Raw genomic sequence first — 24,521 nt, forward strand, 5'->3', positions numbered from 1 at the left:
TCAAGGGCCTGCGTCAACAACTGTTTTGCGGAGGCTGCCCGCCGCGCTCAGCGCCAGCACCGCGATGGTGGCGAAAAGCAGGGATTCGGGCAGTGAATAAAGGAACCAGTGCGAGGCCGGAGAGAGCAGCAGCAGCGGCGCCAGATACACAAGGCAGCCCAGCAGCACCTGCCAGAGCGGGGTTTTACCGGTGAGGCAGAGGGCCATGGCGGCGGGCAGGGTGATGGTGTCGTAAGCGTAGGCGTGCGGCACGGCGAGGAAGCTGCCAATGAGCAGCATGGCAACGGCCAGCGGGTAGGGCGCGCGCCGGGCGGCGAGGAAGGTGAGCGCGGCGGCAAGGGCGCTGCACAGGGTTTGCACCGCCCAGGCCGTGGCGGGCGCCACCCCCAGGGTGACGAGGTTTGCGGCAGGGGTGATGATAATATTCAGGTTGAGGCCGTGGCTGGCGAAATATTGGGTTTGGTAGGCGGGCAGCGTATGCGCCCAGAGCAGCCACAGCCCGGGGGGAAAAGCGAGGCAGGAGAGTGCGATGAGGCCAAGCGCGGTGGCGCTGGCGGCCACAATGGCGGCCCATTCGCCGCGCGCAAGCAGAAAGAAGGGAATGAGCACGCCAAGCTGGGGTTTGAGCGTGAGCAGGCCAAAGGCGATGCCGGCCAGCAGCGGGCGCCGGGGCAGCGCCGCGAAGCCGAGGAACAGCAAAGCGGTGGTGAAATAGGCGGTCTCCCCGGTGACGCCATTGAGCAGCGAGGCGGGGCTGGCCAGCAGGGCCAGCAGCATGAGCCACGGTCTTTGGGGGAAAAATGCAAAAACAGCGGCGATGAAAATGCCGAGGCCGGCCAGGGTCCAGAGCCATTGCGCCGCCGCGAAGGAGAAGAATTTGAGCCACCAGCTGGGGAGCAGGAAGGTGGGCGGGTAGAGATAGGGGTAGAAGCTGTTGAAGCCCGGATAGAGGCTCTGTTGAAACCCCTGCAAGGAAGTGGCGTTGTAAATCTGGGCGATGGGGTGCGTGGCGGCAAAGCGCGGGAACGACCAGAAGGCCATGAAATCGCTGTTAAGGGCGGGCGGGTGCAGCAGGCAGAGGGCCAATACAGCGAGATTGAGGGCCGCGCAGGCGCCGAGCATGGCGGTGACGATGAGTTTTCCGGGGTTGGTTGTGGCACGGCGCGGCATCATTTAAGCCATAACCGAGCCGTGCCGGGTGGTCGATGCCCGCGCGGAATTTTGCAAGGGGTGCGGCATGGCGCGGGCGAATTCGGTTAACTATCTGCTGGGCACGAGCTTCCACAAAATGGCCTTTGTCGAGTTCGGCAACCCGGCCGCGCCCGCGGTGGTGTGCGTGCATGGGCTCTCGCGCAACGGGCGCGATTTCGACCCGCTGGCGGAGGCGCTCTCGGACCGTTTCCATGTCATCTGCCCCGATCTGCCGGGACGCGGCAAGTCTGACTGGCTGCCCGATGCCATGGCCTATCAGCCGCCGAGCTATGTGGTGGCGCTGGCGCATCTGCTGGCGGCGCTGAACAAGCCGGTGGCGTGGGTGGGCACCTCGCTTGGCGGCATCTGCGGCATGATGCTCGCCGCCGCCGGGCATACGCCGATCACGCGCCTCGTGCTCAATGACATTGGCCCGCATATTCCCGCCGCCGCGCTGAAGCGGGTCGGCGGCACGCTGGCCACGCCGGGCGAGCGTTTTGCCACCATGGCGGCGCTGGAGGCGCATATGCGCGAGATTTACGCCCCGTTCGGCAGGCTGACGGACCCGCAATGGGCGCATCTGGCGCGGTTCTCCGCCCGGGTGGTGCTCGACCAGACCGGGGCCGGGGCGTTCGCCATGCATTATGACCCCAAGATCGCCGAGCCGCTGCGTAACACCGTGCCGCTGGATGTGGATATGTGGCCGCTGTGGGAGATGTTGAAGCTGCCCATCCTCGCGGTTCGCGGCGCCGCCAGCGACCTGCTGCTGCCCAGCACGTTTGAGCGCATGTGCGAGGCCGGCGCGCAGGGTTATGTGGTGGCGGATGCCGGACATGCCCCGGCGCTGATGGACGCACCCGCGATCGCGGCGGTAAGGGCGTTTCTGCTGGGCCGGTAGTTGTTAAGCTTTCGTGGCGCGATTGCGCGGCGCGGGAAAATCCTTAGGGTCGGCGCATGATCGGCAGGATTCTGGACCGCGCGCATATCCCGTTTCTGCGGCGCTCCTTTGTGGCGGCGGGGCAGGCCACGGCCTCGCAACGGGTCTCGCTGGTGGCGGCGGGCTGCGCATTCTACGCGACGCTGGCGCTCTTTCCCACCATCACCATGCTCATCTCGTTCTACGGTCTGGTCTATAACCCGGACACGGTGCAGCCGCAGTTGCAATATCTGCAGACCTTCATGCCGCCGGCGGCGTTTGCGTTGATCTCGGATAGGATACAGAGCCTGGTGCAGGCCCCGGCGCAGGGGCTGGGGCTGGGCTTTGGGGTGAGTTTGCTGATCTCGTTCTGGTCGTCATCGACCGGGACCAAGTCGATCCTCAATGCGCTCTCGCTGGCGTATCATGAGCGTGAGGAGCGCGGGATCATCCGGTTTCAACTGGTCTCGCTGGGGATGACGCTGGTGGCGGTGATCGGCGCGGCCCTGGCCATCGGCCTGCTGGTGTTCATCCCCGTCGCGCTGGCGTTTCTCGGCCTGCCGGGGGATACAAAAATCATCGTCAACCTGCTCAGCCTGGGGGCGATGGTGCTGTTCGTGCTGGTGGCGCTGGGGTTGCTTTATCGTTTTGGCCCGGCCGGGAACAACCGGATTTTCTACGCGCCGGGGGCGGGCATCGCGACCCTGCTGTGGCTGCTGGTGTCCTGGGCGTTTGGCTTCTATGTGGGGCATTTCGCGGCCTACAGCGCTACTTATGGGCCGCTCTCCACGCTGATTGGCCTGATGATGTGGTTTTATCTCTCGGCCTATGTGGTGCTGTTCGGCGCCGAGGTGAACGCGGCGATGGACCGTGAATGGAAGCGCCAGGCCGCGCGGGAGGTTTAGCCCCGCATTGCCGCCGGTGGTGGAATGTGGAAACCTGACCGCAACATTCCACCAGGGGGACAAATGGGCGAGGCTGAGGTCGAGGCGCTGCCGTTCTGGACGGGCAAGATTAAAATCTGGCCGCTCACCGGGGGGATCACCAACCGCAACTTCGGCGTGGAACAGGATGACGGGCGGCGCTTCGCGGTGCGGCTGGGCAAGGATATTCCCGAGCATGGGGTGATGCGCTTCAACGAGCAGGCGGCGGCCAGGGCGGCGGCGCGGGCCGGACTCTCGCCCGAGATTTATTACACGGCGCCAGGTGTGATGGTGAGCCGGCTGCTGCCGGGGCGCACGCTGAGCCCGGAGGAGATACGCGCGCCCGCGAACCTGCCGCGCGTGGCGGCGCTGATAAAGCAGTGCCACACCGGGCTGGGGCCTTATTTGCAGGGGCCGCTGCTGGCGTTCTGGGTGTTTCACATCAACCGCTCGTATGGGGCGGCGTTGCGCAGCAATAGTTCCAGCCTGGATGCGCAGCTGAACCGCCTGCTCGGGGTGAATGAGATGCTGGAGCGGCGCCTGGGGCCGGTGGAGGTGGTGTTCTCGCATAACGACCTGCTGCCGGGGAATGTTTTCGACGATGGGGAGCGGCTGTGGCTGCTGGACTGGGATTACGCGGGGTTTAATTCATCGTTGTTTGATCTGGCGAACCTCGCCTCCAACAACGGGTTTGGCCCGCAGCACGATGCGGCGTTGCTGGAAGCATATTTCGGCCAGCCGCCGGGTGCCGCGGTGTGGGATGCCTTCAGGGTGAGCCAATGCGCCTCGCTGTTGCGCGAGACGCTTTGGAGCGCGGTCTCGGAGATCACCTCCGGGCTGGATTTTGACTATAAGGCGTATACGGCGGAGAATCTGGCGCGCTTCGAGGCGGCGCTGGCGGGGCTTGGTTGAATTGCGGCGGGCGGGGACTATATTGGCGTCATGGCAAATTCAAACGGTCCGGTGATCGATATGACACCGGAGGGCGACTTCATCGAGCCACCCAAACCCACGCTGGGTGCGATATTGCTCCGCCTTGCGATGTTCGGTCTTTTTTTGTGCATCGCCGGTGTCATGTTCTGGGTGATGTTCTGGGCCGCGATTTTCGTGGTCCCGATTTTGGTGCTGCTCGGGCTCGCCGGTTTCATGCTGACGAAACTCCAGGGGCGATAGGCCCCGCCTGACAGGCCGGGTGTTCAGGTCAGCACGGGGTCCAGGTCAACGTTCACGCGCAGTGAGTGCCGCCCGCCGCCGAGGATGATGCCGCGCAGCGGGCTGACATCCTGAAAATTACGGCCCCAGGCGAGTGTTACGTGTTCATCGCTGACCAGCAGATTATTCGTGGGGTCGAAATCGACCCAGCCGATTTCCTCCCCGAGCCAGGCGGAGACCCAGGCGTGGGATTGGTCAGCGCCGCGGCGCCTGGTTTGCCCGGCGGGGGGAGAGGTGCGCAGGTAACCGGACACATAGCGCCCCGGCAGGCCCAGCGAGCGCAGGCAGGCCAGCATGAAATGCGCATAATCCTGGCAGACTCCGGCGCGGGTTTTAAAAATATGCGCCGCCGTGGTGGCGTTGTTGGTGACACCTGGGGTGTAGGTCATGTCCGTCCAGATACGCAGGTTCAGTTCCAGCAGGCCGGCAAGGATGGTGCGGCCGGGCGGAAAGCTGACGGCGGTATAACCCGCGATTTCACCATTTGGCTTGGCGAGCGCGCTGGGCAGGCAGAATTCGGCGACATCGGGGTCTTTAACGCCCCGCACGGCAATGGCCTCCCAGCGCGGGGTTTGCTCCGGCGGCGGCGGGGCGGGTTGTTCAACCGCGATGGTCGCGCTCAACGATACCACAAACTGCCGGTGCGGCACGGTGAGGGAGATGGTGGTGGTGGTGTTGCCGAAATGGTCGGTCTCGTCGCGCCTTGTGTCGGGCTGCGGGGAAACGCTCAGCACCGCCTCCCTGATGAATTGGCCGGGCCGCTCGCGCGGCAGCAAATGCATGAAATGCGTGCCGAGAACCACGGGTTCGGCATAGTCGTAAGTGGTGGCGTGGTGCAGCCGGTAGATCATGCTGGCAGGCGCATCGGGATATTCATTGCGCGAAGGCGCATCGGGATATTCATTGCGCGAAGGCGCATCAGGATATTCATTGCGCGGCTTCCAGTTCCAGCTCGTCCTCGAGCTGATGCGCCTCGGGCAGCAGGCTGAAGAAGCGGCGGTGCACATGGTCGGAGAGCAGGCGCAGGCGGGCGGCGATGGCGGCCAGCGGCTTGGCGAGACCCGTGGTCTCCCCGCTGAGATTCACCGCTTCCTGCTGCAGTTGCTTCAGGGATTCCGCGTCGTCCTCGGCGCCCAGATGCTGCAGACAGTTGCGCAAAACGATGAATTGATAGGCAAGGCTGCGCGGGTTGCCGATATCGGCCAACAGCATGGAGAGCACGGGGCCGGGCGCCAGAATGCCTGCGTGGCGCAAATCGTAGCTGAGCACGGAGTCAGCCAGTTCGATGCCGAGCGCCATGCCGGGTTCCAGCCGCTCGGGCGGGGCGTTGAGCAAAATAGCGAGACTCTCGGCCAGGGTTTCGGCGCGCTCGAGCCTGCGGCCCATCTCCAGGAACAGCCAGCCGCCGTCACGCGACATGTTCTCCGCCGCGATGCCCGCGAAGGTGGCGGCGAAGCTGAGCATGGAGGGCAGGGCGGTCTCCTCGTTGGGGAGGGATTCGGTGGCCTGGTTCAGGGCGAAGCGCACGGTTGCGAGCATGCTGGGGCTCAGGCGCTCGCTGGCGGCGTTGATCAGCCGGGCCACTTCTTTCAACTGCCCGGTGATGGGCTTGCGCCGCGCCAATGCGCCGCGCAGCTGGCGGCCCGAGAGTGCGCCGCCCGCGAGGTCGGCCGGGAGCAGCCCGGCCTGGGCCAGACATTTGGCGATCAGCCCGCGCTCGGCCAGATCGCGCGGCAGCGAGGTGCCCGATTCCAGCCGGGGCAGCGCCAGCATCAGCAGGCGCGAGGCGGATTCCAGCCGCTCGACCGAGCGGCCGAGCCAGAACAGATTGTCGGCCACGCGCGAGGGTAGATGCGCGGCGGCGAGGAACTGGGTGCGCTTGGGGGTGTCCGAATGGGTGGCGCCGGAGATCAAATGCGGCTCGTCGGCGTCCAGTATCCAGAGGTCTTTCATGCCGGTGACGGCGATGCCCTGCGCCGCGTTGTTCTGTTCCAGGCCGAAACCGAGGCCGCCGGGGAGAACCTGCCAGGTGGTGCCGTCGTGCCAGGCGTAGAGCCGGAACAGGATGGGGGTGGAGACCAGATTGGTGCCGTTGACGAAGGGGGCGCGGGACGCGCTTGTCACCGGGTCGCCGGAGGCTTTCGCGAGTAGCGGCGCGGCGCCGAGCATGCGCTGGAACAGTGGTTCAATATATTCCGCAAATTCAGCGGCTTCCATCAAGGCGCTGCCGGGTGCGTTGAGCATGTTGAGCGCCCCGGAGCGGATCGCGCCGAAGGCGCCGGGGATGCCAGCGCCGGGGCGGCCGCCTTGTTCCAGCGGGTCCAGGTCTATCCCGGAAAGCCCGCGGATGAGGCTGGCGACGGGCAGCAGGCCGCTCAGGGTTTTCATGTGCAGGCCGCCGTTGCGGGTGGCGAGGTCGCCGGGTTCAATCAGCAGCACGCCGAGCGCGCGCGCGAGCAGCGCGTCGTCCATGGCGTCCTGCGTTTGGGCGGGGCTGGAGGCGCCGGCGGAGAGCACGGCAACGACCCCGCCCTGGGCCGAGCGCTGCAGATGGTCCACCAGCATCTCACGCACCGGGCGCAGGCTGCGCAGCCCGCCGGTGCGGAAGAGTTCGGGCACAGTGCTGGAGGCCATGCGCCGCAGCGAGAGCGCGTGGCCAAGGCCGGGGATGACGCCGGTATGGTCGCGCAGAACCTGAAAGCGCCCGTCCGGTCCGCGGATGACATCCGCCGCGTAGAAGGTGAGGCGCGGGAAGCCGAGCTTCTCCCTGGTGTGCAAACTGCGCAGGAAATGCGGGTTGGCGAACACCAGGGCGGGCGGGAGGCTGCCATCGCGCAGCAGGGTCTGCGGGCCGTAGAGGTCCTCCAGCGCGGCGCTGAGGAGCTGGGCGCGTTGTATGAGGCCAGCCTCCAGCCAGGAGAATTCGAGCGGGGTGAGCGGCGCGGGCAACGGGTCGTAATGGCGGGTCGGCGCCGCGCCGAACGGGGCGGCGAGGCGCATCTGGCGGTTGAGCGCGGCCGAGCGGCGGGCCAGCTCGTCATGGCCGATATCGCGCACAGCCTCCATCACCGGCACCCAGGCGGTGCGGATCCGGCCGGACCGGTCGATCATTTCATCGCTGGAAGCCAACGCGCTCATTCGCCCTGGTTAACAGACTGCTCGGCGGCGGGCTATGGTGAATTCCGTTGCGCCGCAACATGAGCCACACGATCATGCGATTAGGCCGCCGGTGCGGGTGGCTTGGTCCGGGGCTTGCATGGTTTGCAATAGGGACTTGCGGCGATACCGATTTTGGATGCAGCCTGTGAGGGACCATAGCGGGAAGGTAGTGTTGGATGGTTGGCAACTGATGAATTCCTTCGCGGTTTTTTATGCTTTGGCGCCGATTTGCGCTGTTTGTGACCATGATTTGACCGTTCCGGGGGCGGCACTGTCCGCCGTCCAGGACAATTTCCGATCGGAGCCGCGGGTTTGAACGAGATATTTCGCACCACCTGGCCGGATTACGATCCGGGCCGTTATTTTTGTGAACTCACACACAAGCGCTCCGGCGCCGGCCCGGTGCCGGACTGGCTGATCCAGCGACTCGGGACGATCGGGCTGGACGCGCTGCGCGCGCGCGCCTCGGCCGCCGAGACCGAGCTGATCGACCTTGGCGTGACCTTCACCGTGTATTCCGATGCCACCGCGATCGACCGGATTTTACCGTTTGACTGTATTCCCCGCGTGCTCACGGCGGCGGAATGGAGCCTGCTGGAGCGGGCGTGCATCCAGCGGGTGGCGGCGCTGAATGCGTTTCTGGGCGACATCTATGGGCCGGGGCATATCGTGCGCGATGGGGTGATCCCCGCCGAGCTGGTCTACGGCAACGCCAACTACCGGCCGGAGATGAAGGATTTTCCGGTGCCGCACGGCACTTATGTGCATGTCTGCGGCATCGACATCATCCGCGACGAGTTCGGCGATTTCCGCGTGCTGGAGGATAATGCGCGTACGCCCTCGGGGGTGAGCTATGTCATCGAGAACCGGCATCTGATGCTGCGCACTTTCCCCGACCTGATGGCGGGAATTCGGCTGAAGCCGGTGGATGATTATGGGCGGCGGCTGCGCGCGGCGATGAGCGAGATCGCGCCGGGCGGACCGGATGATCCGCAGGTCGTGCTACTCTCGCCGGGCATTTATAATTCCGCCTATTTCGAGCATGTGTTCCTGGCGCGCGAAATGGGCGTGCCGCTGGTGGTCGGCGCGGATCTGGTGGTGGAGGATGAGCGCGTCTACATGCGCACAACCAGCGGGTTGCGCCGGGTGCATACGATTTATCGCCGTCTGAACGATGATTTTCTGGACCCGGCGGTGTTCCGGCCGGATTCCATGCTGGGCGTGCGCGGGTTGATCGGCGCGTGGAAGGCGGGGAATGTCGCGATCGCCAATGCCGTGGGCACCGGCGTTGCGGATGACAAGGCGGTGTATGCCTATATGCCGCGCATCATCAAATATTACCTCGGGCAGGAGGAGCTGGTGAAGAATGTGGAGACCCATATCTGCCGCGAGCCGGAGGGGCTGCAATATACGCTGGATAATCTGCACAAGCTCGTGACCAAGCCGGTGGGCGAGTCCGGCGGATATGGCATCACCATCGGGCCGCGCGCCAGCCAGGAGGAACTGGCGGTGGCGCGGGCCTCCATCCTGGCTGACCCGGGCAACTGGATCAGCCAGCCGATGATCGGCCTCTCCGTCGCGCCAACGCTGGCGGCCGAGGGGGTCGGGCCGCGGCATCTGGATTTGCGGCCGTTCATCATCACCGGAAAGGAAAGCTGGGTGCTGCCCGGCGGGCTGACGCGCGTGGCGATGAAGCGCGGCAGTTTGATTGTGAATTCCAGCCAGGGCGGCGGCTCCAAGGATACCTGGGTTCTGGCGGATGATTTTGCCGAAGGGGGCGGAAAATGAGCACGATGCGTTTTGATGCCGTGCTGCTCTCGCGCGATGCCGAGGGGCTGTTCTGGATGGCGCGCTACCTGGAGCGGGTGGAGAATCTGGCGCGGCTGATTGATGTGACGCAGAGTTTCGAGAGTCCGGGGTTTGAGACGGATGCCTGGTTCGGGCTGATCCGCATCAACGCGGATGAGAAGAATTTCGCGGCGCGCGGGTTCTCGCCTGATGCGGCGCATGTGAAACGGTTTTATCTGCTGGATCGCGGCAACCCGACCTCGGTGCCGGGCAATCTGGAGGACGCGCGCACCAACGCGCGCACGCTGCGCCCGCTCATGAGCACCGAGATGTGGCGCCAGATCAACATGTTTCACCGCTTTGTCGGGCAGATCACGCCCGAGGACCTGGAGGGCGACGCGCTCTCGCGGCTGTGCACCAGGCTGAAGGACGGGGTGCAGGCGCATACCGGCATCACCGAGGGGACGTTGTATCGTGACCAGGGCTGGTATTTTTATGAATTGGGCCGCCTGCTGGAACGCGCCGACCAGACCACGCGCATGCTCGATATCAAATACACCGCCATCTTGCCGCAGGGGCGCGAGGAAAAGCGGGTGGCCGAGCTGACGCAGTGGAACGCGATTTTGCGCGCCGCCGCTGGGTATCATGCCTTCAAGCGCCGCTCGCGCGCCAGCTTCTCGGCGGAGGATGTCGTGCATTTTTTGCTGCGCGATCCATCCTCGCCGCGCTCGGCCTTGTTATGCGTGCGGCGGGCGGAATCGCATCTGGACGATTTGCGGCGGATTTATGGGCTTACCGCGGCCGGAGAGGCGATCGAACTGGCGGAATATTTGCGCGAGTTGCTTCTGGAAAAGCCAATTGGCCATATTCTCGCCACGGGGCTGCACGAATATCTGGACATGGTGCAGATCCATATTCAGGCGCTTGCGGGCGCCATCGGCCGCGCCTTTTTCCGTGACTGGCAACCAGCCAGCCCCGCGCCGGTTGCCGCGCAAAGCCAGACACAGGGACCGGCGGAGGCGCTTGCGTGAACAGATTGCGTGACATCCGCTGGCCGTTTTCGGTGTTCGTGCTGGCGCTGCTGCCCCGGTTGAGCGGCCTGGGCAGCAGGCCGTTCTGGCTTGACGAGGCGTTCACCTTCCAGCGTGCGTCGCTGGCGCCGGCGGCGCTGGTGAACGACTCCTTCATCAACCACCACATGCCGAGCTTCTTCCTCATGCTCTCGCCGCTGGTGGGGCTGGGCGACCCGCAATATTGGCTGCGGCTGCCCTCGGCGGTGTTCGGCGCGCTGGCGGTGATGCTTGTGTATATGATCGCCTACCGGATCGCCGGGCGCACCGCGGGGGTTATCGCGGCGCTCATCATCGGCCTCTCGCCCACGGCGCTGGCCTTCAGCCAGGAAGCACGCTCCTACACGCTGGAAATGTGTCTCATCCTGGTGGCACTTTACGGGCTTACGCGGCTTGCCATGGATATTCCGGCCGCCTCAAAGCCGATCCGCTGGAATGGAACGGGCGCTTTCTGGGCGGCGTTTATCATTGGTTCGGCGGTGGCGCTCGATGTGCTGGGCGATGGGCTGCCCTGGCTGGTGGTCGGCAATGTGATCGGCGCCGCGCTACTCGTGCAGTCACCTGACCGCGGGCAGCTCCTGCGCAATTTCATCATCGCCGATCTGATCGTCGCGGCATGCTGCGCGCCGTTTTATTATCTGATGACGCTGCACCAGGGCCAGGGCTACATCAACAGCGTGATGTGGATTCCGCCGCTGAATTTCTCCCGCCTCTGGTATAATCTGGGCTCGGTTTATTTCATGCGGATCGCCGATTCCGTGACTTTCAGCTTCATGGATGTGCCAACGCCGGTCGCGCTGATTTGGCTGATCGATGCGACCCTGGCCCTGGCCGTGGCCAGTGCCGCCTGGGCGTTGCGCCGCCGCCCCGCGATGCTGGCCGTGCTCGGTATATCCTTTGTGTTTCTGCCGTTGATGTTCACGATTGTCTCGCTCTGGCGGCCGATTTTGCTGCCGCGCTATATTTTGTGGAGTGCCGCGCCCTTTGCCATTCTCGCCGGAATTGGCGGCGCCGCGCTGCTGGACCTCGCCGCGCCGCGCGCGCGCGCTTTGGTGGTGGCGGGCGGGGCTTTGTTGCTGCTCGTGAACCTCGCGCCCTATTACCATGCCGAGACCAAGCCGCGCTGGGATATCGCGGCGAAATTGCTGGCGCAGGATGTCAGCCCGGGGGATGTGGTGTATCTCTACGACACCGGGGCGTTGCCGATTTTGCGCATGTATCTGCCGCCGGGCGCGCGGACCGTGGTGTTGCAAGACTCTGCCGGCGACCTGAACCATGCCGAGCTGGCGATGAGCCAGGGCAAGCGCGTATGGGCCGTGTATGGCCATGCCGGGCAGAGCGCGGATAAAGTGGCGTTTTCGAAGTTTTTCGCCGGGGCGGACGCGCTGGGCAGGCCCAGCCTGACACAGGTGGCGGGCGAGCGGATTATGATCGCGCTCTATGACCCGGCAAACCCGAATGGTTCCGGCGCCGCTGAATGAGCTGACGAGGCTAGAGCGTGATTACCTCACGTCAATCACGCTCTAGATTATGTTTTACGGTCAATTTCATTGGTTTAGCTTGAGTCAGGTGATTCAAGCTAAACCAATATTGATCTAGGGAGCCTGATTGCCGGATGTTCCAAGTCTGGCGAGGACCCTGGCGGCGGCGGCGGCGGAAGGCGTTCCGGCGGGTGCGTGCAGGCTTTCCAGCGCGGCGGCGAAACCGGCGCGCTGCGTTGCGGCAGCGGCTTGGTTGGTGATGAGCCCGTGCAATGTCTCGCTCAGTTTTGCCGGTGTGCAATCCTGTTGCAGCAGCTCGGGCACCAGCTCGCCGCCGGCCAGCAGGTTGATCATGGCGACGTGTTTCACCTTTATCATGCGCCGCGCCAGCATCGCGCTGACCGGGTTGACCCGGTAGGTCACCGCCATCGGCACGCCGGCCATGGCGAGTTCCAGCGTCGAGGTGCCCGATTTGGTCAGCGCCGCCTGGGCGGCGGCAAAGGCGTCATAACGGGTGGCGACATCGCGCACGATGATGGGGGGCACCGGCCAGTCCTTGGTCTGCGCGGCCACGGCCTCGGCGACGCCGGCGGCGGCCGCGAGCACGGGTTGAAGCTTCGGGATGCGCGCGGAGAGCCGCACCATGGTCTGGCGGAACACCGGGAGCAGGCGCGAGGTTTCGGTGACGCGCGAGCCCGGCATGAGCACCACCGGCACCGCGTCCGCGCTGATGTTATGCTGGGCGCGAAACCGCGCGGCATCGCCCTTATTGGCGCCCGATTCCAGCACCGGATGGCCAACGAACACCGGATTTAGCCCGTGCGGGGCAAAAAACGCGGGCTCGAAGGGGAGCAGGCAGAGCAGCTCATCCCATAGGCCGGGGTAGTGCTTCACCCGCTCCTGCCGCCAGGCCCAGACCTGCGGCGCGACGTAGTGGATGCGCGTAATGCCCGTGCCGGAGATGCCTTTGAGCACGCGCAGGCAAAAACCGGGGCTGTCGATGGTGACGACGATATCGGGCCGGATGGCCTTGATTGTCTCGATCGTCTGGTTGATGCGCCGTTTCAGCGCGAAAATCCGGGGGAGGATTTCCGCCAGCCCCATCACCGCCAGCTCCTGCATGGGGAAGATTGATTCCAGCCCGGCTTCGGCCATGCGCGCGCCGCCGATACCTGAGAATTCCAGCCCCTCGCGTTGCGCCCGCAGTGCGGCGATCAGCCGCGCGCCCAGCACATCACCGCTGGCTTCGCCGGCGATGAGAAAAACCTTGGTCATGCCAGAGGCACCACCGGGCAGGGGGGGATTTGGTCCGGCCAGTCGCGATGGTTCAATACGGCGCCCTGGGTGCGCAGGGTATCAATGGCGCCGAAATTCACCGTGGCGAAAACCAGCCCGGTTGCGTTCATATGGCCGGCCGCCGCCACCCCGTCTTCGGGGAAACCGGCGTCGCAGGGGGTGAACAGGGCGGCCTGGCCGTGGTTTTCGTCAATGGAGGCGGACCAGGGCGCCTGGCCGGTGAGCGGGATGACGGCGCTATAGCACTGGTTCTCAATGGCGCGGGCGCGGGCGGAAAGGCGCACGCGGTTGAAGCCGGCCGGGCTGTCGGTGCAGCTGGGGATGAGGATGAGTTTGGCCCCCGCGGTCACCTGGGCGCGCACATGCAGGGGGAATTCGCTATCGTAGCAGATGGAGACGCCGATGCGCCCGAAGCTGGTCTCAAACACCTGAGGCGGGTTGCCGCCGCTGATGCCCCACCACTCGGCCTCGAAGCGGGTCATGCATTGTTTGTCCTGAAAGGCCAGCGCGCCGGAAGGCGCGATGAAGGCGGCGCGATTGTTGAGCACGGCGCCAACCCGCATGGGGATGGAGCCCGCCAGCAGGTAGATTTTATGGCGCGCGGCGGTCTCGCGCAGGGCGGCGATCAGCTCATCGGCCTGGGCGGTGACGGTTGCGAGTTCCGCCGCGAGATCAGGCGTGGTGACGCTGGCGCCGGCCAGGACCATGGAGAAATATTCGGGCAGTGCCAGCAGGTCAGCCCCGCCGAGTGCTGCTTGCGCGGCCAGGCGCTCGATGCGGGTGATGAAGGATTCGAAGCTCGGCGGCGGCGAGACGCCGAATTGCGCCAGCGCGAGTTTCATAGGGTTTTGGTCCAGAAGGTCATGGTTTTTTCACTCTCCACCGCCGCGCCGACATCCCGCCAGGACATGACGCAGGTGAGGTCAGGGCGTTTGGTGTAGCCGCGATGGTGCCAGAATTCATCCAGCGGGACATAACCCGCCGGGCGCAGCGGGTGGTCCGCAGGCCGCTGCACGGCGCAGAAGGTGGTGATGGCATGGCCGGTGGCGCGGGCCTGGGCCTCGCGCGCGTCGAAAAATTTCACGCCGATGCCCTGGCCCCGATAGGCCCGCTCCAGCACGCTCTCGCCAAAATAGAACACTTTGGAGATATCCACCCCGGCATCGAGGAAGGGTTTTTGCACGTTCGGCGTTTCAGCGGCCAGCGGCAGGCAGGTGGAGGCACCGGCGACGTGCTCGCCATCCCACGCCACCACGACTGCGGCGCCCGGGGCCTGGGCATAGGTGCGCAGATAGGTTTGCTCATAGGCGGTGTTCCCATCGTAGAGATAGGGAAACTCCCGGAAGACGCAAACCCGCAAACGGGCGAGTTCGGGCAGGAGCGGCAGAATGGCCGCTCCTTCGAGGGTCAGGATTTTAATTGGCGGCCGCGTTGATGAGCGGTTGCGCGCTGGCGATGAAGTTGATCATCGCCTGATGCTTGGCATCCTGGCTCAACCCGGCCTGGTTGGCGACCACGGGGCAATAGGCCGCGATGAGGTCGTTGGTCAGGTCGGCGTTGCTGATGGTGGCGTTACCGGCGCGGATCGCGCTGATCAGCGTGCGGGTGCGGTTGGGCATGGTTGCCGGGGTGGCATCCGCGTAGCTGTTCAAAAGATCGCTGCCCGGGTCGGCGATGGAGGTGGCGCCACCAGCGGGCGAGACACGCGGGCAGCCGAACAGGTCGGCGGCCTTGTTCGCGCTGGGCGGCACCACGGCGATGTCGCGCAGTTCCATCACATCATGCGGGGTGGCATCGGCGGTGGCGTTATTGCCCATGCTGGTGCGCACATAGTTGGTGACGGCGGCGATCTGCTCATCCGACAGGCTGGCCGCGAAGGCCGGCATGGCCGGGCCGTTGGTCCTCCAGGCGTCCAGCCCGCTCAACACGGCGCCGATGACGTTGGTGGGTTCAGAGGCGGTGACGGAGTCATTGCCCGCGAGGTTGGGAATGATCGGGGCCATGCCGCCGCCGGTCTTGCCGTGGCATCCGGCGCAGTTGGCGGTGTAGACGGTGGCGCCCAGGGCGATGGAGGCGGGCGCGTTGGCCACGGCGGGCGTGGGCGGCACATGCTGCGGCTTGGTTACGTTCTGCAGGTAGTTGGCAATGTCCACATCGTCAGACACGGGGATCTGACTGGTGGAATTGTCCACAACCTCGCCCATGGCTGCATAGGGCGAGCCTTTGACCATGTTGCCGTCGTCATGCAGGTAGGCCACGAGGTCAGACTGCGCCCAGCCGCCGACGCCGTATTGTTTGTCGGACGAGATGTTCGGGGCGAAATAGGCATCGATCGGCGCGCCGGCATAGGCTTTGTCCAGCATCATGGCGCTGAGCAGGTTGCGCGGGGTGTGGCATTCGCCGCAATGGCCGAGCGCCTCGGTGAGGTAGGCGCCGTTCTTCATGCTGTCATCCCAGCTCGGGTCCATATGCAGCGGGCCGGCGCGGAAGAACATGATGCGCCAGCCGAGCAGCACCGGGCGCTGGTTGAAGGGGAAGGCCATGGAGCTTGGCGTCGGCGCCACGCTCACCGGCGGCAGCGAGAACAGATAGGCCTTGATCGCCATCACATCCGCGTAGGAGAGCTTGGTGTAGGAGGTGTAGGGCATCGCCGGGTAGAGGAATTTGGGGAACACCAGATAGGAGCGGCCCGGCGCGTCGCCGTAATGCACGGCGTTGTAGAAATCGGCATCCGACCAGTTGCCGATGCCGGTTGCTTTGTCAGGCGTGATATTGGGGGTGGCAAGGCCGCCGAAAGGCGTGGCCATGACCAAGCCGCCGGAGAAGGGCGCGTGGTTGGGGCCGGTGTGGCAGGGCATGCAGTCCGCCGCCGCGGTGAGGTATTTGCCGCGCGCGATCAGCGCCGCCGGGTCGGTTGGCGCGGAGAGGCTGGCCGCCGGGTAATCGGCGGTGTCATCCGCGCTGGCGAAGCGGCTGAAGGCGGCGCCGCCGAGCAGCAGCGCAAGGGCCGCCAGGGCGATAACCGGGCGGGCGGGGCGGAATTTCGGCAGAGCAAGCGGCATGATCGGACCCATCAGAATTTTGCTCCTCTTCTTTCGCCAAAATTGAGAATCTATCAAGTGGAGGGGGCGTGGTTACTTGTAGAGCTGCTCCGGGGCGACGAGCGGCTTGGCGATTTCCACCAGCTCTCCGCCGCGCCAGGCAAGAAAAAAGCAGTTTCGCCGCCCGGTGTGGCAGGCAACGCCTTTTTGGTCGACCAGGAGCAACAGAGTGTCGCCGTCGCAGTCGAGTCTCAGCTCCACCAGCCTCTGTTCCTGGCCGGAGGATTCGCCCTTGCGCCAGAGTTTCCGCCGCGAGCGCGACCAATAGCAGACCTGGCCGGTCTTCAGGGTTTCCTCGATCGAGTCGCGGTTCATCCAGGCCATCATCAGCACCTCGCCCGTGTCATGCTGCTGGGCGATGGCGGGGATCAGGCCGTTGGCATCGAAGGTGAGCTTGCCGAGCAGCGTGTTCATGACGCGAGCATGCCGTTGGTGAGGCAGGTTTCATCGAACCGGCAGACGATCTCGGTATGGGTATCGTGCGGGGTGGCGTCGGCATAATCCACCCGGGTGATGAGATCGGCGATAACGGCCAGGCGGGCGGTCTTTTTGTCATTGGCGCGGACCACCATCCACGGCGCGGTGGCGCTGTCGGTCGCGCGCAGCATGATGTTGCGGGCCTTGGTGTAGTCATCAAAATGTTTCAGCGCCTTTTCGTCGATTGGGCTGATTTTCCATTGTTTCAGCGGATCGTCATGGCGGGCCTCAAGGCGCTTTTTCTGCTCCTTGCGGTCGATGTCGAGGTAATATTTGATCACCGTGATGCCGGAATCGGTCAACATGGACTCAAACACCGGCACGTTGCGCAAAAACGTATGGTAGTCATGGTCCGAGCAGAAGCCCATGACATGCTCCACCCCGGCGCGGTTGTACCAGGAGCGGTTGAACAGCACGATCTCGCCGGCGGCGGGCAGGTGGTTCACATAACGCTGGAAATACCATTGGGTGGCTTCAACGTCGGATGGTTTGGAGAGCGCCACGACGCGGATGTCCCGCGGGGAGAGATGCTCGATGATGCGCTTGATGGTGCCGTCCTTGCCCGCACCGTCGCGGCCTTCGAGGATGATGAGCACCTTCTGGCCGCGCGCGATGACATGGCGCTGCAGCTTGACCAGCTCGACTTGCAGGTGGTGCAGGGTTTTGTCGTAGCTCTTATCTTTTGTCATGCGTAATCATAAGCCCAAGCGGGTTCGGATGCCAGATCGTATCAGAACAGAGACATGCGCGCGATTCAAGGCTATGACTCCCAGGCAAAGACGCGGGGAGAGAAGGCATGGTTCTGGGATTATTGCTGGCCGGCGCCGCGGCGGGGCTGGCGGCGGTATATTGGCGCGACACGCATCAGCAAAAACATACCGTGCTGCGCAATTTCCCCGTCATCGGGCATTTCCGCTACTTTGCCGAGACCTGGGGCGAGTATATGCGCCAGTATCAATATCTGCCGGACTGGGCGGAGCGGCCGTTCAACCGGCTGGAGCGCAGCTGGGTGTATCGCTCGGCGAAAGGGGTTTCCAATCTGGTGAGCTTCGGCTCTGAGAATGTGCCAAGCTTTGTGTTCCGCAATGCCGCGTTTCCGGTGCTCGATGAAGAGGAGCGGCATTTTCCCGGCAAGCTGATCGGCATCGCGAGCGGGCCGGGGGCGTGCGCGCAGCCTTATATGGGGCAGCATTTCTTCAATATTTCCGGGATGAGCTACGGCGCGCTGAGCCATGCCGCGGTGAGCGCGCTCTCGCGCGGGGCGAAGCTTGCGGGCATATGGATGAGCACCGGCGAGGGCGGGCTCTCGAAATTCCATCTGGAGGGCGGGGCGGATATCGTCATGCAGATCGGCACCGCCAAATACGGCGTGCGCGATGCCAACGGCGCGCTTTCCGAGGCGCGGCTGCGCGAGATCGCGGCGATACCGCAGGTGAAGATGTTCGAGGTGAAACTGGCCCAGGGCGCCAAGCCGGGCAAGGGCGGCGTGCTGCCGGGCGTTAAGGTGACGGCGGAAATTGCCGCGATTCGCGGCATCCCCGAAGGGCGCGACAGCATCTCCCCCAACCGCCACCGCGACATCGCCAATATCGCCGAGCTGGGCGCGTTCATCGCGCGGGTGCGGGGGATCACCGGCAAGCCGGTGGGGGTGAAATTCGTCGTCGGCGATCCGCGCTTCCTTGATGAGTGGTTCAGCGACTGTGTGGAGAACCCCGGGCATTGCCCTGATTATATTCAGGTGGACGGCGGCGAGGGCGGCACCGGCGCGGCGCCGGAGCCGCTGGCGGATTATATGGGACTGCCGATTACCCAGGCGCTGCCCTATGCCGTGGCGCTGCGCGATGAACACGGGCTGACCGGGCGGATACGCATCATCGCGGCGGGTAAATTGATCACGCCGGACAAGGTGGCCTGGGCGCTGTGCATGGGGGCTGATTTCGTTTCCTCCGCGCGGGGCTTCATGTTTTCGCTCGGGTGCATCCAGGCGATGAAATGCGGCTCCGGGCGCTGCCCCACGGGGGTGACCGCCGCCGGCCCGCGTTTGATCGCGGGGCTGGACCCGGCGGACAAGGCGGTGCGGGTGAGCCGCTATGCGGGGCGCTTGATCGAGGAGGTGGAGATGATCGCGCATTCCTGCGGGCTGACTGACGCCAGCGGCTTGCGGCCGCGCCATGTCACCGAGATCGAGCGCGGTGTCGGCGGTTTCAGGGCGCATGCGGGATGATGTATCCGCTGCTTTTTCTCCTCGCCGCCGCGCTCAACATCGTGGCCGGGGCGCATCAATGGCCCGGTGTGCTCGCGGGCAGTTTGAACGATCCTGACAGCTACATGCGCCTGCTGCGGCTGGAGGATGGCATCCGCGCCGGGCATCTGGTGATAACGGTGGCGCGCGATGATTCCGGCGCGGGGGTGATGGTGGAGTGGTCGCGCCTGCTGGATATGGTGCTGTGGCTGCTGGCGGCACCCTTCGCGCCGTTTATCGGCTGGCACCGGGCGCTTTATGTGGCGGGGGTGGCGCTGGGGCCGCTGGGGGTTGGCGCGCTGGGGGTTGTCTGCGCCTGGGTGGCGGAACCCTTCGCCGCGCGGCGCTTTTTATGGGCGGCGGCGGTGGCGGCGGCGCTGTTGCCGGGGCTTCAGGCCTTCGCCATTCCGGGTGTCGTGCATTATCATATTTTGCTGCTGGTGCTGATCGTGCTGACGGTGGGCTGCGTGGCGCGCGCCTGGCACGATAATATCACCTACGGGCTGCTCGCCGGGGTGAGCGGCGGTTTCGCCATATGGCTTACACCCGAGACCATGCCCTTTGTGCTGATGGCGTTCGCGGTGCTGCTGCTGCGCTGGCTATATGTGCCCCTGGGCAAGACGATCACCGCCTGCGCGGCCGGATTTTTCGATGTGTTGAGCATCGCGCTGATGATCGACCCGCCCCAGGGGGGCTGGGGCGTGCCGGAGATTGACCGGCTGTCGCTGGTTTATGTGGTGCTGGGCATGTTGTTGCTGGCGGGCGCCGGGGGGTTGTGGCTGCTGGAGGCGCGCTGGCGGCTAAAACACGCCCGTCCGCTGGGGGTGGCGCTGATGGTGCTGGCGGTGGCGGCCTGGGTGGCGATGTTCCCGAAGGTGGCGATGGGGCCTTATGGCATCATGCCGGCAGCGGATGCGCGTAAGTTTTTTGGCGTTATCGCGCAGCAGCAGCCCGTGCGCGGGTTGGATCTGCTGGTGTATCTGGGGCCCGGCGCGCTGGCGCTGGCCTATGCGCTATGGCGCGTGGCGGCCCGGCCGGATGGCGGCATCGTGGCGGGCCGTGCGCGCTGGCTGTGGCTCTATATCGCGGTGTGCGATGCCGTGGCGCTGGTCCTGGGCGTTCAATTCATGCTGTTCGTCGAATTCGCGCCCGCGGCGGCTGCGGTGCTGCTCCCGGTGGCGTTGAGCGAGATGAGCCTGCGGTTCGAGGCGCGGCCAGCGCTGGCGATGGTCTCGCGCCTGGGCCTGTTGCTGGCCGTGCTGCTGGTGCCGGTGGCGGCGGCGGGGCTGAACAAGCCTCCCGCGGCGCAGGGGGCGGCCGGGGCAGATTATCCCTCCTGCAACCTGCGTGAAATTGCGCCCTTGCTGGTTCCGGCGGCTGGTCAGCCCGTGCTGGCCGGAGCGGATGCCGCGCCAGAGCTGCTCTACCGCACGCAGGTGGAGACAGTCGGCTCGCTCTACCACCATGGCCTGCAGGGCTATTTGCGTGATCGCGCGGCATGGCGCGCAACGCCGGGCGCGCAGGTGCCGGCGGCGGTGTTGGCGACCGGCGCGCGGTTCGTGCTGTTCTGCCCCACCGCGGCACGCTACCCGCTGGTCGCGGATTTGCCAAAGGTTACGCTATGGGACGTGTTGGAGGCAGGCAACCCGCCGGCCTGGCTGCAGCCTCTGGGTAGCAACGCGCAGGGCTGGCGGCTTTATAAAATAACCTTCTGAAGCCGCCCGCCGGTGAGCGGGTGCGCAACGCCGGTGGTGCCGGGCAGCGAGAGCGGCAGGCCCTTTAGCGAGCGCACGGCCAGATAGGCGAAGCATTGTGCCTCCAGCGCGTCGCCATCCCATCCGGCAGCCTCCACCGGCTGCACCGGCACGGCGAATTGCGCTTGCAGCCCGGCCATGAGCACCGGGTTTTTGCGCCCCCCGCCGCCCACGAGCACGCGCAGCGGTGACGCGGGCAACGGCGCCGCCGCGATGGCGCGGGTGCAAAAGGCGGCGAGGGTGGCGGCGGCGTTTGCGGGCGGGAGCGCCGCCGTGGCCTGGGCGATGAGGGCGGAGAAGGTGAGGCGGTCCAACGATTTTGGCGCGGTTTTGGCGAAATATGGGTGCGCCAGCAGCGTGGCCAGCCGCGCTTCATCCACCGTCCCGGAGGCGGCCAGGGCGCCGTCTTTGTCATAAGGCAGGCCAAGATGCGCCTGCGCCAGATCATCCAGCGGGCCGTTGCCGGGGCCGGTGTCGCAGGCGAGGATTTCGCCCTCCGCGCCAAGCCAGGTGATGTTGGCGACGCCGCCGATGTTCACAATCAGCAATGGTTTGGGCAGATCGCGCGCCATGGCGGCGTGGAAGACCGGCGCCAGCGGCGCGCCCTGGCCCCCGGCGGCGACATCGGCGGAACGGAAATCATGCACCACCGGAATGCGCGCGAGCCGCGCCAGCTGGGCCGCATCGCCGATCTGCCAGGTGCGATGCTGTTCGGGCGCATGCAAGATGGTCTGGCCGTGAAAGCCGATGACATCGGCCGAGCGCCCGGCCAGGGCAATGGCGATGGCGTGGTCATATGTGAGGCGCTGCTCCACGTCTTTCAGGAAGGCATCGTCCGGCGTGAGGGTGGGTGCGAGGTCGAGCAGGCGGCGCAGATCGGCGCGCAGCGAGTCCTCATAAGCCAGCATGGCGGTGGGGCCGAAATGGGTGATGCGCTCGCCATCGGTTTCCAGCCAGGCAACATCCACGCCATCAAGCGAGGTGCCGGACATCAGGCCGATGGCGCGGATTGATTTATTGGGCATAACGGCTGTGCTACGCGTTGTTGTGAAAATAGTTAAGAGGCGGCATGGGCGGGGTTTGGCAACGGTTGCGGGCGTATCTTGTTCTGTCCTGGCGCATGGGAGCTTATGGCCTTCTCGTAGCGTTCTGGATGGTGCTGTTGCAGGCGGCGGGCACGCACATGGCGCCCCGGCTGAGCTATTTGACCGCGCACCGGCCAATTGCCAACGATGCGCCGTGCGGCCGGCCCGAATGTGATTTTTCGGTTTTTTGGCCCGCAGGCCGTCTGGCGCGCGAACATGCTTACGCGACACTCTACACGCCGCAGCCTTTCAGCCGGGCCGCAGCCACAATGCTGCTCCCTGGCAGCCAGATCGAGACGTTTTTCTACCCCCCGCCCATGCTGCTGCCGGTGGCACTGATCTCGTATTTGCCGTTTGAATGGGGGTTTTTTGTCTGGACTTTCGGGATGCTTCTGCTTGCCGCCGCCGTGCTGCGCCGGGCGCGGTTGCCATGGGGGGTGATTTTGGCCGGGCTGCTCAGTCCGGCGGCGCTGCTGGACATTCAGCTCGGGCAGGTGAACATATTGGGTTATGCGCTGTTTCTGGCCGGACTGCTGCTCTCAAGCGAGCGCCGGGGGGCGGCTGGCGGGTTGCTGGGTTTCCTCGCCTGCAAACCCCAGATCGGGCTTTTGGCGCCCGTCGTGCTGCTGGCGCAACGCAACGGGCGGGCGTTAGGGGGATTTTTGCTTGTCGTGGGGCTTTTGGTGGCGATGGTTGTGGCAATTTTTGGGTTGGATGCCATCAGTGCTTACCTCACGATTGGCCGCGCGGAAGATGCCCGTGTTCTGGACTTGCCGTTCCACCCATTATCAAATGAGGGCTGGGGCCTCTCGGTATTCTGGATGTTGCGTAGTCTTCACGCCGGCGTGCCACTTGCCGGTGCGGTCCAGGCTGGCGTGAGTCTTTGCGCCGCGGGAGTTTGTTATTGGCTTTGGCGCCAGGCGAATATTTTGCATGCTGTTAAGGTCGAAATGACGGTATTTTTGGCGCTGCTGGCAACACCTTTTGGTTACACGGGCGAGATGGTGGCCTATTCTCTTGTGCTGGCAGCCGCAGCGCAGTCGCGCGGCTGGCGGATTGATTTGTTGGATGCCCTGTTCTGGTTGTGGCCTGGGATATGTCTGTTTGTCTCGGTGCAGACGGGCGTACTGCTCACCCCGTTGGTCGTGCTGCTGACGTTGGTGCGAAGCTGGGTGCGGGCTGGCATAGGAGCGCCATATTTGTTGCGGGCAACGGAATAATGCTGTTCGGGCATGTGCGAAATTGTCTGGCCGTGACAATCGATGGCATCCGTGCTGCGCCCCGCCAGTGCATTGGCGGCCTTTGCCCAATGGTGGTGTCGAGAACCGGCTTTCTGCTCACCCCACTCGTCGTGACCCTGGCGCTCGCGCGCACCTGGTATCGGGCGGGTTTGCCGCTGCCGCATTTGCCGCGGCGGGCGGCTGTGCTACCCCGCGCCTGAGAGGGTATGAAAAACATGGCGAAGAGTGAGTTTCTGGCCGAGGCGAAGGCGCGCGGCTTTGTGTTTCAATGCACCGACGAGGAGGCGCTCGATGCCGCCTGCGCTGCGGGGAGCATCGCGGGCTATGCCGGGTTCGATCTGACAGCCGAAAGCCTGCACGTGGGTCATATGATCCCCATCATGCTGCTGCGCCTGTTCCAGAAGCATGGGCACCGCCCCGTGGCGCTCATGGGCGGGGGGACGACGCGGATCGGCGATCCATCCTTCCGCGAGGAGGCGCGGCAGTTGCTCTCCGACGAGCAGATCGCCAAAAATCTCATCGGCATCCGCGCGAACATCGAGGCGTTCATCAGCTTTGGCGATGGCCCGAATGATGCCGTGCTGGTCAATAATGCCGACTGGCTTGACCGTTTGAGCTATATTGAGCTGCTGCGCGAAGTGGGGGTGCATTTCTCGGTCAACCGCATGCTCTCGTTTGATTCAGTGCGCTCACGGCTTGAACGCGAGCAGGGGCTCACCTTCCTGGAGTTCAACTACTCCATTTTGCAAAGCTATGATTTCCGCGCGCTGAGCCGCCAATACGGCGTTGTTTTGCAGATGGGCGGCTCCGACCAGTGGGGCAATATCGTCTCCGGCGTCGACCTGGTGCGCCGCACCGACCAGAAGGGCGTGTTTGGCCTCACGACGCCGCTGATCACCACGGCATCGGGCGCGAAAATGGGCAAGTCGGCGGCCGGCGCGGTGTGGCTCTCGGCCGAAAAGCTCAGCCCGTATCATTACTGGCAGTTCTGGCGCAACACCGAGGATGCGGATGTTGGCCGGTTCCTGAAACTGTTCACGGATCTACCTCTGGATGAAATCGCGCGGCTGGAAGCGCTGGGCGGGGCGGAGCTGAACGGCGCCAAGGTGATTTTGGCAACCGAGGCAACCGCGCTGGCGCATGGCCGCGCGGCGGCGGCGGATGCGGCGGCAACGGCGCATAAAATCTTCAGCCAGGGCGGCGTCGCCGAAGGGTTGCCGCGCGTGGAGATTCCGGCGGCGGAGTTTGGCGCCGGGCTGGCGGCCTTCGCACTGTTCGCCCGCGCGGGGCTGGCCGCCAGCAACGGCGAGGCGCGGCGGCTGATACGCGGCGGCGGCGCGCGGCTGAATGATGAGGTGGTGGGTGATGAGGCGCAGGTGATCGCGCCGGCGGCCGAGATGAAGCTCTCCGCCGGCAAGAAGCACCATGTTCTGGTGAAATTAACCTGACCTGCTGATTTTTCCGGCATCCTGCCGCGTGGGGTGCCGGAACTGTCCATCAAAAATTCAACTTCGTCTGCGCGCGTCTGATTGAACGATTCAGGCGGCATCTCCCACATTGCAAAATTCTCCTTTGCGTGGTGTGT

General features: G+C 64.9%; 22 protein-coding genes. 12 read left to right on the top strand and 10 right to left on the bottom strand.

Features of this window, described 5'->3' with window-relative positions; translation table 11 throughout:
• A complete protein-coding gene (locus QQJ84_RS10420; protein WP_284258115.1) occupies positions 1 to 1,173 on the bottom strand; it encodes a glycosyltransferase family 87 protein in 1,173 nt (390 codons plus the stop codon).
• Positions 1,174 to 1,237: 64 nt separating this feature from the next.
• Between QQJ84_RS10420 and QQJ84_RS10425 the strand changes: the two genes are divergently transcribed.
• The 4 genes from QQJ84_RS10425 to QQJ84_RS10440 all read left to right on the top strand — a co-directional run bounded on the left by QQJ84_RS10425 (position 1,238) and on the right by QQJ84_RS10440 (position 4,203).
• Positions 1,238 to 2,089, top strand: a complete 852-nt coding sequence (locus tag QQJ84_RS10425) for an alpha/beta fold hydrolase (RefSeq protein WP_284258116.1) — start codon at positions 1,238 to 1,240, stop codon at positions 2,087 to 2,089.
• 56 nt (positions 2,090 to 2,145) lie between these two features.
• Complete coding sequence (locus QQJ84_RS10430; protein ID WP_284258117.1) at positions 2,146 to 3,012, top strand: YihY/virulence factor BrkB family protein; 867 nt, start codon at positions 2,146 to 2,148, stop codon at positions 3,010 to 3,012.
• A gap of 63 nt (positions 3,013 to 3,075) precedes the next feature.
• A complete protein-coding gene (locus tag QQJ84_RS10435) occupies positions 3,076 to 3,942 on the top strand; it encodes a phosphotransferase (RefSeq protein ID WP_284258118.1) in 867 nt (288 codons plus the stop codon).
• A gap of 30 nt (positions 3,943 to 3,972) precedes the next feature.
• On the top strand, positions 3,973 to 4,203 hold the full coding sequence (locus QQJ84_RS10440) for a hypothetical protein (protein ID WP_284258119.1): 231 nt from the start codon (positions 3,973 to 3,975) through the stop codon (positions 4,201 to 4,203).
• 23 nt (positions 4,204 to 4,226) lie between these two features.
• Here QQJ84_RS10440 and QQJ84_RS10445 read toward each other — a convergent pair whose 3' ends face one another.
• Together QQJ84_RS10445 and QQJ84_RS10450 are read right to left on the bottom strand one after the other, a co-directional pair.
• Positions 4,227 to 5,093, bottom strand: coding sequence for a transglutaminase family protein (locus QQJ84_RS10445; RefSeq protein WP_284258120.1), 867 nt, complete (start codon positions 5,091 to 5,093; stop codon positions 4,227 to 4,229).
• 76 nt (positions 5,094 to 5,169) lie between these two features.
• Positions 5,170 to 7,380, bottom strand: coding sequence for a circularly permuted type 2 ATP-grasp protein (locus tag QQJ84_RS10450; RefSeq protein ID WP_284258121.1), 2,211 nt, complete (start codon positions 7,378 to 7,380; stop codon positions 5,170 to 5,172).
• A 333-nt stretch (positions 7,381 to 7,713) separates the two neighbouring features.
• Between QQJ84_RS10450 and QQJ84_RS10455 the strand changes: the two genes are divergently transcribed.
• The 3 genes from QQJ84_RS10455 to QQJ84_RS10465 are packed head-to-tail and all read left to right on the top strand — an operon-like array spanning position 7,714 to position 11,740.
• Entirely contained in the window at positions 7,714 to 9,189 is a 1,476-nt protein-coding gene (locus QQJ84_RS10455) for a circularly permuted type 2 ATP-grasp protein (RefSeq protein ID WP_284258122.1), read from the top strand.
• On the top strand, positions 9,186 to 10,220 hold the full coding sequence (locus QQJ84_RS10460) for an alpha-E domain-containing protein (protein ID WP_284258123.1): 1,035 nt from the start codon (positions 9,186 to 9,188) through the stop codon (positions 10,218 to 10,220). The genes QQJ84_RS10455 and QQJ84_RS10460 overlap by 4 nt, the downstream gene beginning before the upstream one ends.
• Positions 10,217 to 11,740: a glycosyltransferase family 39 protein gene (locus QQJ84_RS10465; protein ID WP_284258124.1), complete on the top strand. Its 1,524-nt coding sequence runs from the start codon at positions 10,217 to 10,219 to the stop codon at positions 11,738 to 11,740. Before QQJ84_RS10460 ends, QQJ84_RS10465 begins: the two co-directional genes overlap by 4 nt.
• A 114-nt stretch (positions 11,741 to 11,854) precedes the next feature.
• On the opposite strand, the gene lpxB is transcribed toward QQJ84_RS10465, so the two are convergent.
• The 6 genes from lpxB to ppk2 are packed head-to-tail and all read right to left on the bottom strand — an operon-like array spanning position 11,855 to position 17,303.
• A complete protein-coding gene (gene lpxB, locus QQJ84_RS10470; protein WP_284258125.1) occupies positions 11,855 to 13,015 on the bottom strand; it encodes a lipid-A-disaccharide synthase in 1,161 nt (386 codons plus the stop codon).
• Positions 13,012 to 13,878 carry a carbon-nitrogen hydrolase family protein gene (locus QQJ84_RS10475; RefSeq protein ID WP_284258126.1) on the bottom strand — a complete coding sequence of 289 codons (867 nt, stop codon included), beginning with the start codon at positions 13,876 to 13,878 and terminating at the stop codon, positions 13,012 to 13,014. The genes lpxB and QQJ84_RS10475 overlap by 4 nt, the downstream gene beginning before the upstream one ends.
• Positions 13,875 to 14,396: a GNAT family N-acetyltransferase gene (locus QQJ84_RS10480; protein WP_284258127.1), complete on the bottom strand. Its 522-nt coding sequence runs from the start codon at positions 14,394 to 14,396 to the stop codon at positions 13,875 to 13,877. The genes QQJ84_RS10475 and QQJ84_RS10480 overlap by 4 nt, the downstream gene beginning before the upstream one ends.
• A gap of 55 nt (positions 14,397 to 14,451) precedes the next feature.
• Complete coding sequence (locus tag QQJ84_RS10485) at positions 14,452 to 16,110, bottom strand: c-type cytochrome (protein WP_284258128.1); 1,659 nt, start codon at positions 16,108 to 16,110, stop codon at positions 14,452 to 14,454.
• A 60-nt stretch (positions 16,111 to 16,170) separates the two neighbouring features.
• On the bottom strand, positions 16,171 to 16,551 hold the full coding sequence (gene hisI, locus QQJ84_RS10490; RefSeq protein ID WP_284258129.1) for a phosphoribosyl-AMP cyclohydrolase: 381 nt from the start codon (positions 16,549 to 16,551) through the stop codon (positions 16,171 to 16,173).
• Positions 16,548 to 17,303, bottom strand: a complete 756-nt coding sequence (gene ppk2, locus QQJ84_RS10495; protein ID WP_284258130.1) for a polyphosphate kinase 2 — start codon at positions 17,301 to 17,303, stop codon at positions 16,548 to 16,550. The genes hisI and ppk2 overlap by 4 nt, the downstream gene beginning before the upstream one ends.
• A 107-nt stretch (positions 17,304 to 17,410) precedes the next feature.
• Between ppk2 and QQJ84_RS10500 the strand changes: the two genes are divergently transcribed.
• Both QQJ84_RS10500 and QQJ84_RS10505 read left to right on the top strand, forming a co-directional pair.
• The gene (locus QQJ84_RS10500) at positions 17,411 to 18,838 is read left to right on the top strand and encodes an FMN-binding glutamate synthase family protein (RefSeq protein ID WP_284258131.1); all 1,428 of its coding nucleotides are present in this window, start codon (positions 17,411 to 17,413) and stop codon (positions 18,836 to 18,838) included.
• Positions 18,835 to 20,571 carry a hypothetical protein gene (locus QQJ84_RS10505; RefSeq protein ID WP_284258133.1) on the top strand — a complete coding sequence of 579 codons (1,737 nt, stop codon included), beginning with the start codon at positions 18,835 to 18,837 and terminating at the stop codon, positions 20,569 to 20,571. Before QQJ84_RS10500 ends, QQJ84_RS10505 begins: the two co-directional genes overlap by 4 nt.
• Here the strand turns inward: QQJ84_RS10505 and QQJ84_RS10510 are convergent.
• Positions 20,553 to 21,620, bottom strand: coding sequence for an anhydro-N-acetylmuramic acid kinase (locus QQJ84_RS10510; protein ID WP_284258163.1), 1,068 nt, complete (start codon positions 21,618 to 21,620; stop codon positions 20,553 to 20,555). The two genes, QQJ84_RS10505 and QQJ84_RS10510, sit on opposite strands and share 19 nt — an antisense overlap.
• Before the next feature lie 59 nt (positions 21,621 to 21,679).
• Between QQJ84_RS10510 and QQJ84_RS10515 the strand changes: the two genes are divergently transcribed.
• The 3 genes from QQJ84_RS10515 to tyrS are packed head-to-tail and all read left to right on the top strand — an operon-like array spanning position 21,680 to position 24,384.
• Complete coding sequence (locus QQJ84_RS10515; protein WP_284258134.1) at positions 21,680 to 22,915, top strand: glycosyltransferase family 87 protein; 1,236 nt, start codon at positions 21,680 to 21,682, stop codon at positions 22,913 to 22,915.
• Positions 22,915 to 23,136: a hypothetical protein gene (locus tag QQJ84_RS10520; protein ID WP_284258135.1), complete on the top strand. Its 222-nt coding sequence runs from the start codon at positions 22,915 to 22,917 to the stop codon at positions 23,134 to 23,136. The genes QQJ84_RS10515 and QQJ84_RS10520 overlap by 1 nt, the downstream gene beginning before the upstream one ends.
• Before the next feature lie 15 nt (positions 23,137 to 23,151).
• Entirely contained in the window at positions 23,152 to 24,384 is a 1,233-nt protein-coding gene (tyrS, locus tag QQJ84_RS10525) for a tyrosine--tRNA ligase (RefSeq protein WP_284258164.1), read from the top strand.
• Positions 24,385 to 24,521: the final 137 nt, after the last annotated feature.

The organism is Acidocella aquatica (assembly GCF_030160635.1).
In the GTDB taxonomy this organism is placed as follows: domain Bacteria; phylum Pseudomonadota; class Alphaproteobacteria; order Acetobacterales; family Acetobacteraceae; genus Acidocella; species Acidocella aquatica.

What these genes read in the sequence shown, in the direction of transcription:
- QQJ84_RS10420 (WP_284258115.1), bottom strand. Translation starts at nt 1,173, where the DNA reads ATGATGCCGCGCCGTGCCACAACCAACCCCGGAAAACTCATCGTCACC.
- QQJ84_RS10425 (WP_284258116.1), top strand. Translation starts at nt 1,238, where the DNA reads ATGGCGCGGGCGAATTCGGTTAACTATCTGCTGGGCACGAGCTTCCAC.
- QQJ84_RS10430 (WP_284258117.1), top strand. Translation starts at nt 2,146, where the DNA reads ATGATCGGCAGGATTCTGGACCGCGCGCATATCCCGTTTCTGCGGCGC.
- QQJ84_RS10435 (WP_284258118.1), top strand. Translation starts at nt 3,076, where the DNA reads ATGGGCGAGGCTGAGGTCGAGGCGCTGCCGTTCTGGACGGGCAAGATT.
- QQJ84_RS10440 (WP_284258119.1), top strand. Translation starts at nt 3,973, where the DNA reads ATGGCAAATTCAAACGGTCCGGTGATCGATATGACACCGGAGGGCGAC.
- QQJ84_RS10445 (WP_284258120.1), bottom strand. Translation starts at nt 5,093, where the DNA reads ATGATCTACCGGCTGCACCACGCCACCACTTACGACTATGCCGAACCC.
- QQJ84_RS10450 (WP_284258121.1), bottom strand. Translation starts at nt 7,380, where the DNA reads ATGAGCGCGTTGGCTTCCAGCGATGAAATGATCGACCGGTCCGGCCGG.
- QQJ84_RS10460 (WP_284258123.1), top strand. Translation starts at nt 9,186, where the DNA reads ATGAGCACGATGCGTTTTGATGCCGTGCTGCTCTCGCGCGATGCCGAG.
- lpxB (WP_284258125.1), bottom strand. Translation starts at nt 13,015, where the DNA reads ATGACCAAGGTTTTTCTCATCGCCGGCGAAGCCAGCGGTGATGTGCTG.
- QQJ84_RS10475 (WP_284258126.1), bottom strand. Translation starts at nt 13,878, where the DNA reads ATGAAACTCGCGCTGGCGCAATTCGGCGTCTCGCCGCCGCCGAGCTTC.
- QQJ84_RS10485 (WP_284258128.1), bottom strand. Translation starts at nt 16,110, where the DNA reads ATGGGTCCGATCATGCCGCTTGCTCTGCCGAAATTCCGCCCCGCCCGC.
- hisI (WP_284258129.1), bottom strand. Translation starts at nt 16,551, where the DNA reads ATGAACACGCTGCTCGGCAAGCTCACCTTCGATGCCAACGGCCTGATC.
- ppk2 (WP_284258130.1), bottom strand. Translation starts at nt 17,303, where the DNA reads ATGACAAAAGATAAGAGCTACGACAAAACCCTGCACCACCTGCAAGTC.
- QQJ84_RS10500 (WP_284258131.1), top strand. Translation starts at nt 17,411, where the DNA reads ATGGTTCTGGGATTATTGCTGGCCGGCGCCGCGGCGGGGCTGGCGGCG.
- QQJ84_RS10505 (WP_284258133.1), top strand. Translation starts at nt 18,835, where the DNA reads ATGATGTATCCGCTGCTTTTTCTCCTCGCCGCCGCGCTCAACATCGTG.
- QQJ84_RS10515 (WP_284258134.1), top strand. Translation starts at nt 21,680, where the DNA reads ATGGGCGGGGTTTGGCAACGGTTGCGGGCGTATCTTGTTCTGTCCTGG.
- QQJ84_RS10520 (WP_284258135.1), top strand. Translation starts at nt 22,915, where the DNA reads ATGCTGTTCGGGCATGTGCGAAATTGTCTGGCCGTGACAATCGATGGC.
- tyrS (WP_284258164.1), top strand. Translation starts at nt 23,152, where the DNA reads ATGGCGAAGAGTGAGTTTCTGGCCGAGGCGAAGGCGCGCGGCTTTGTG.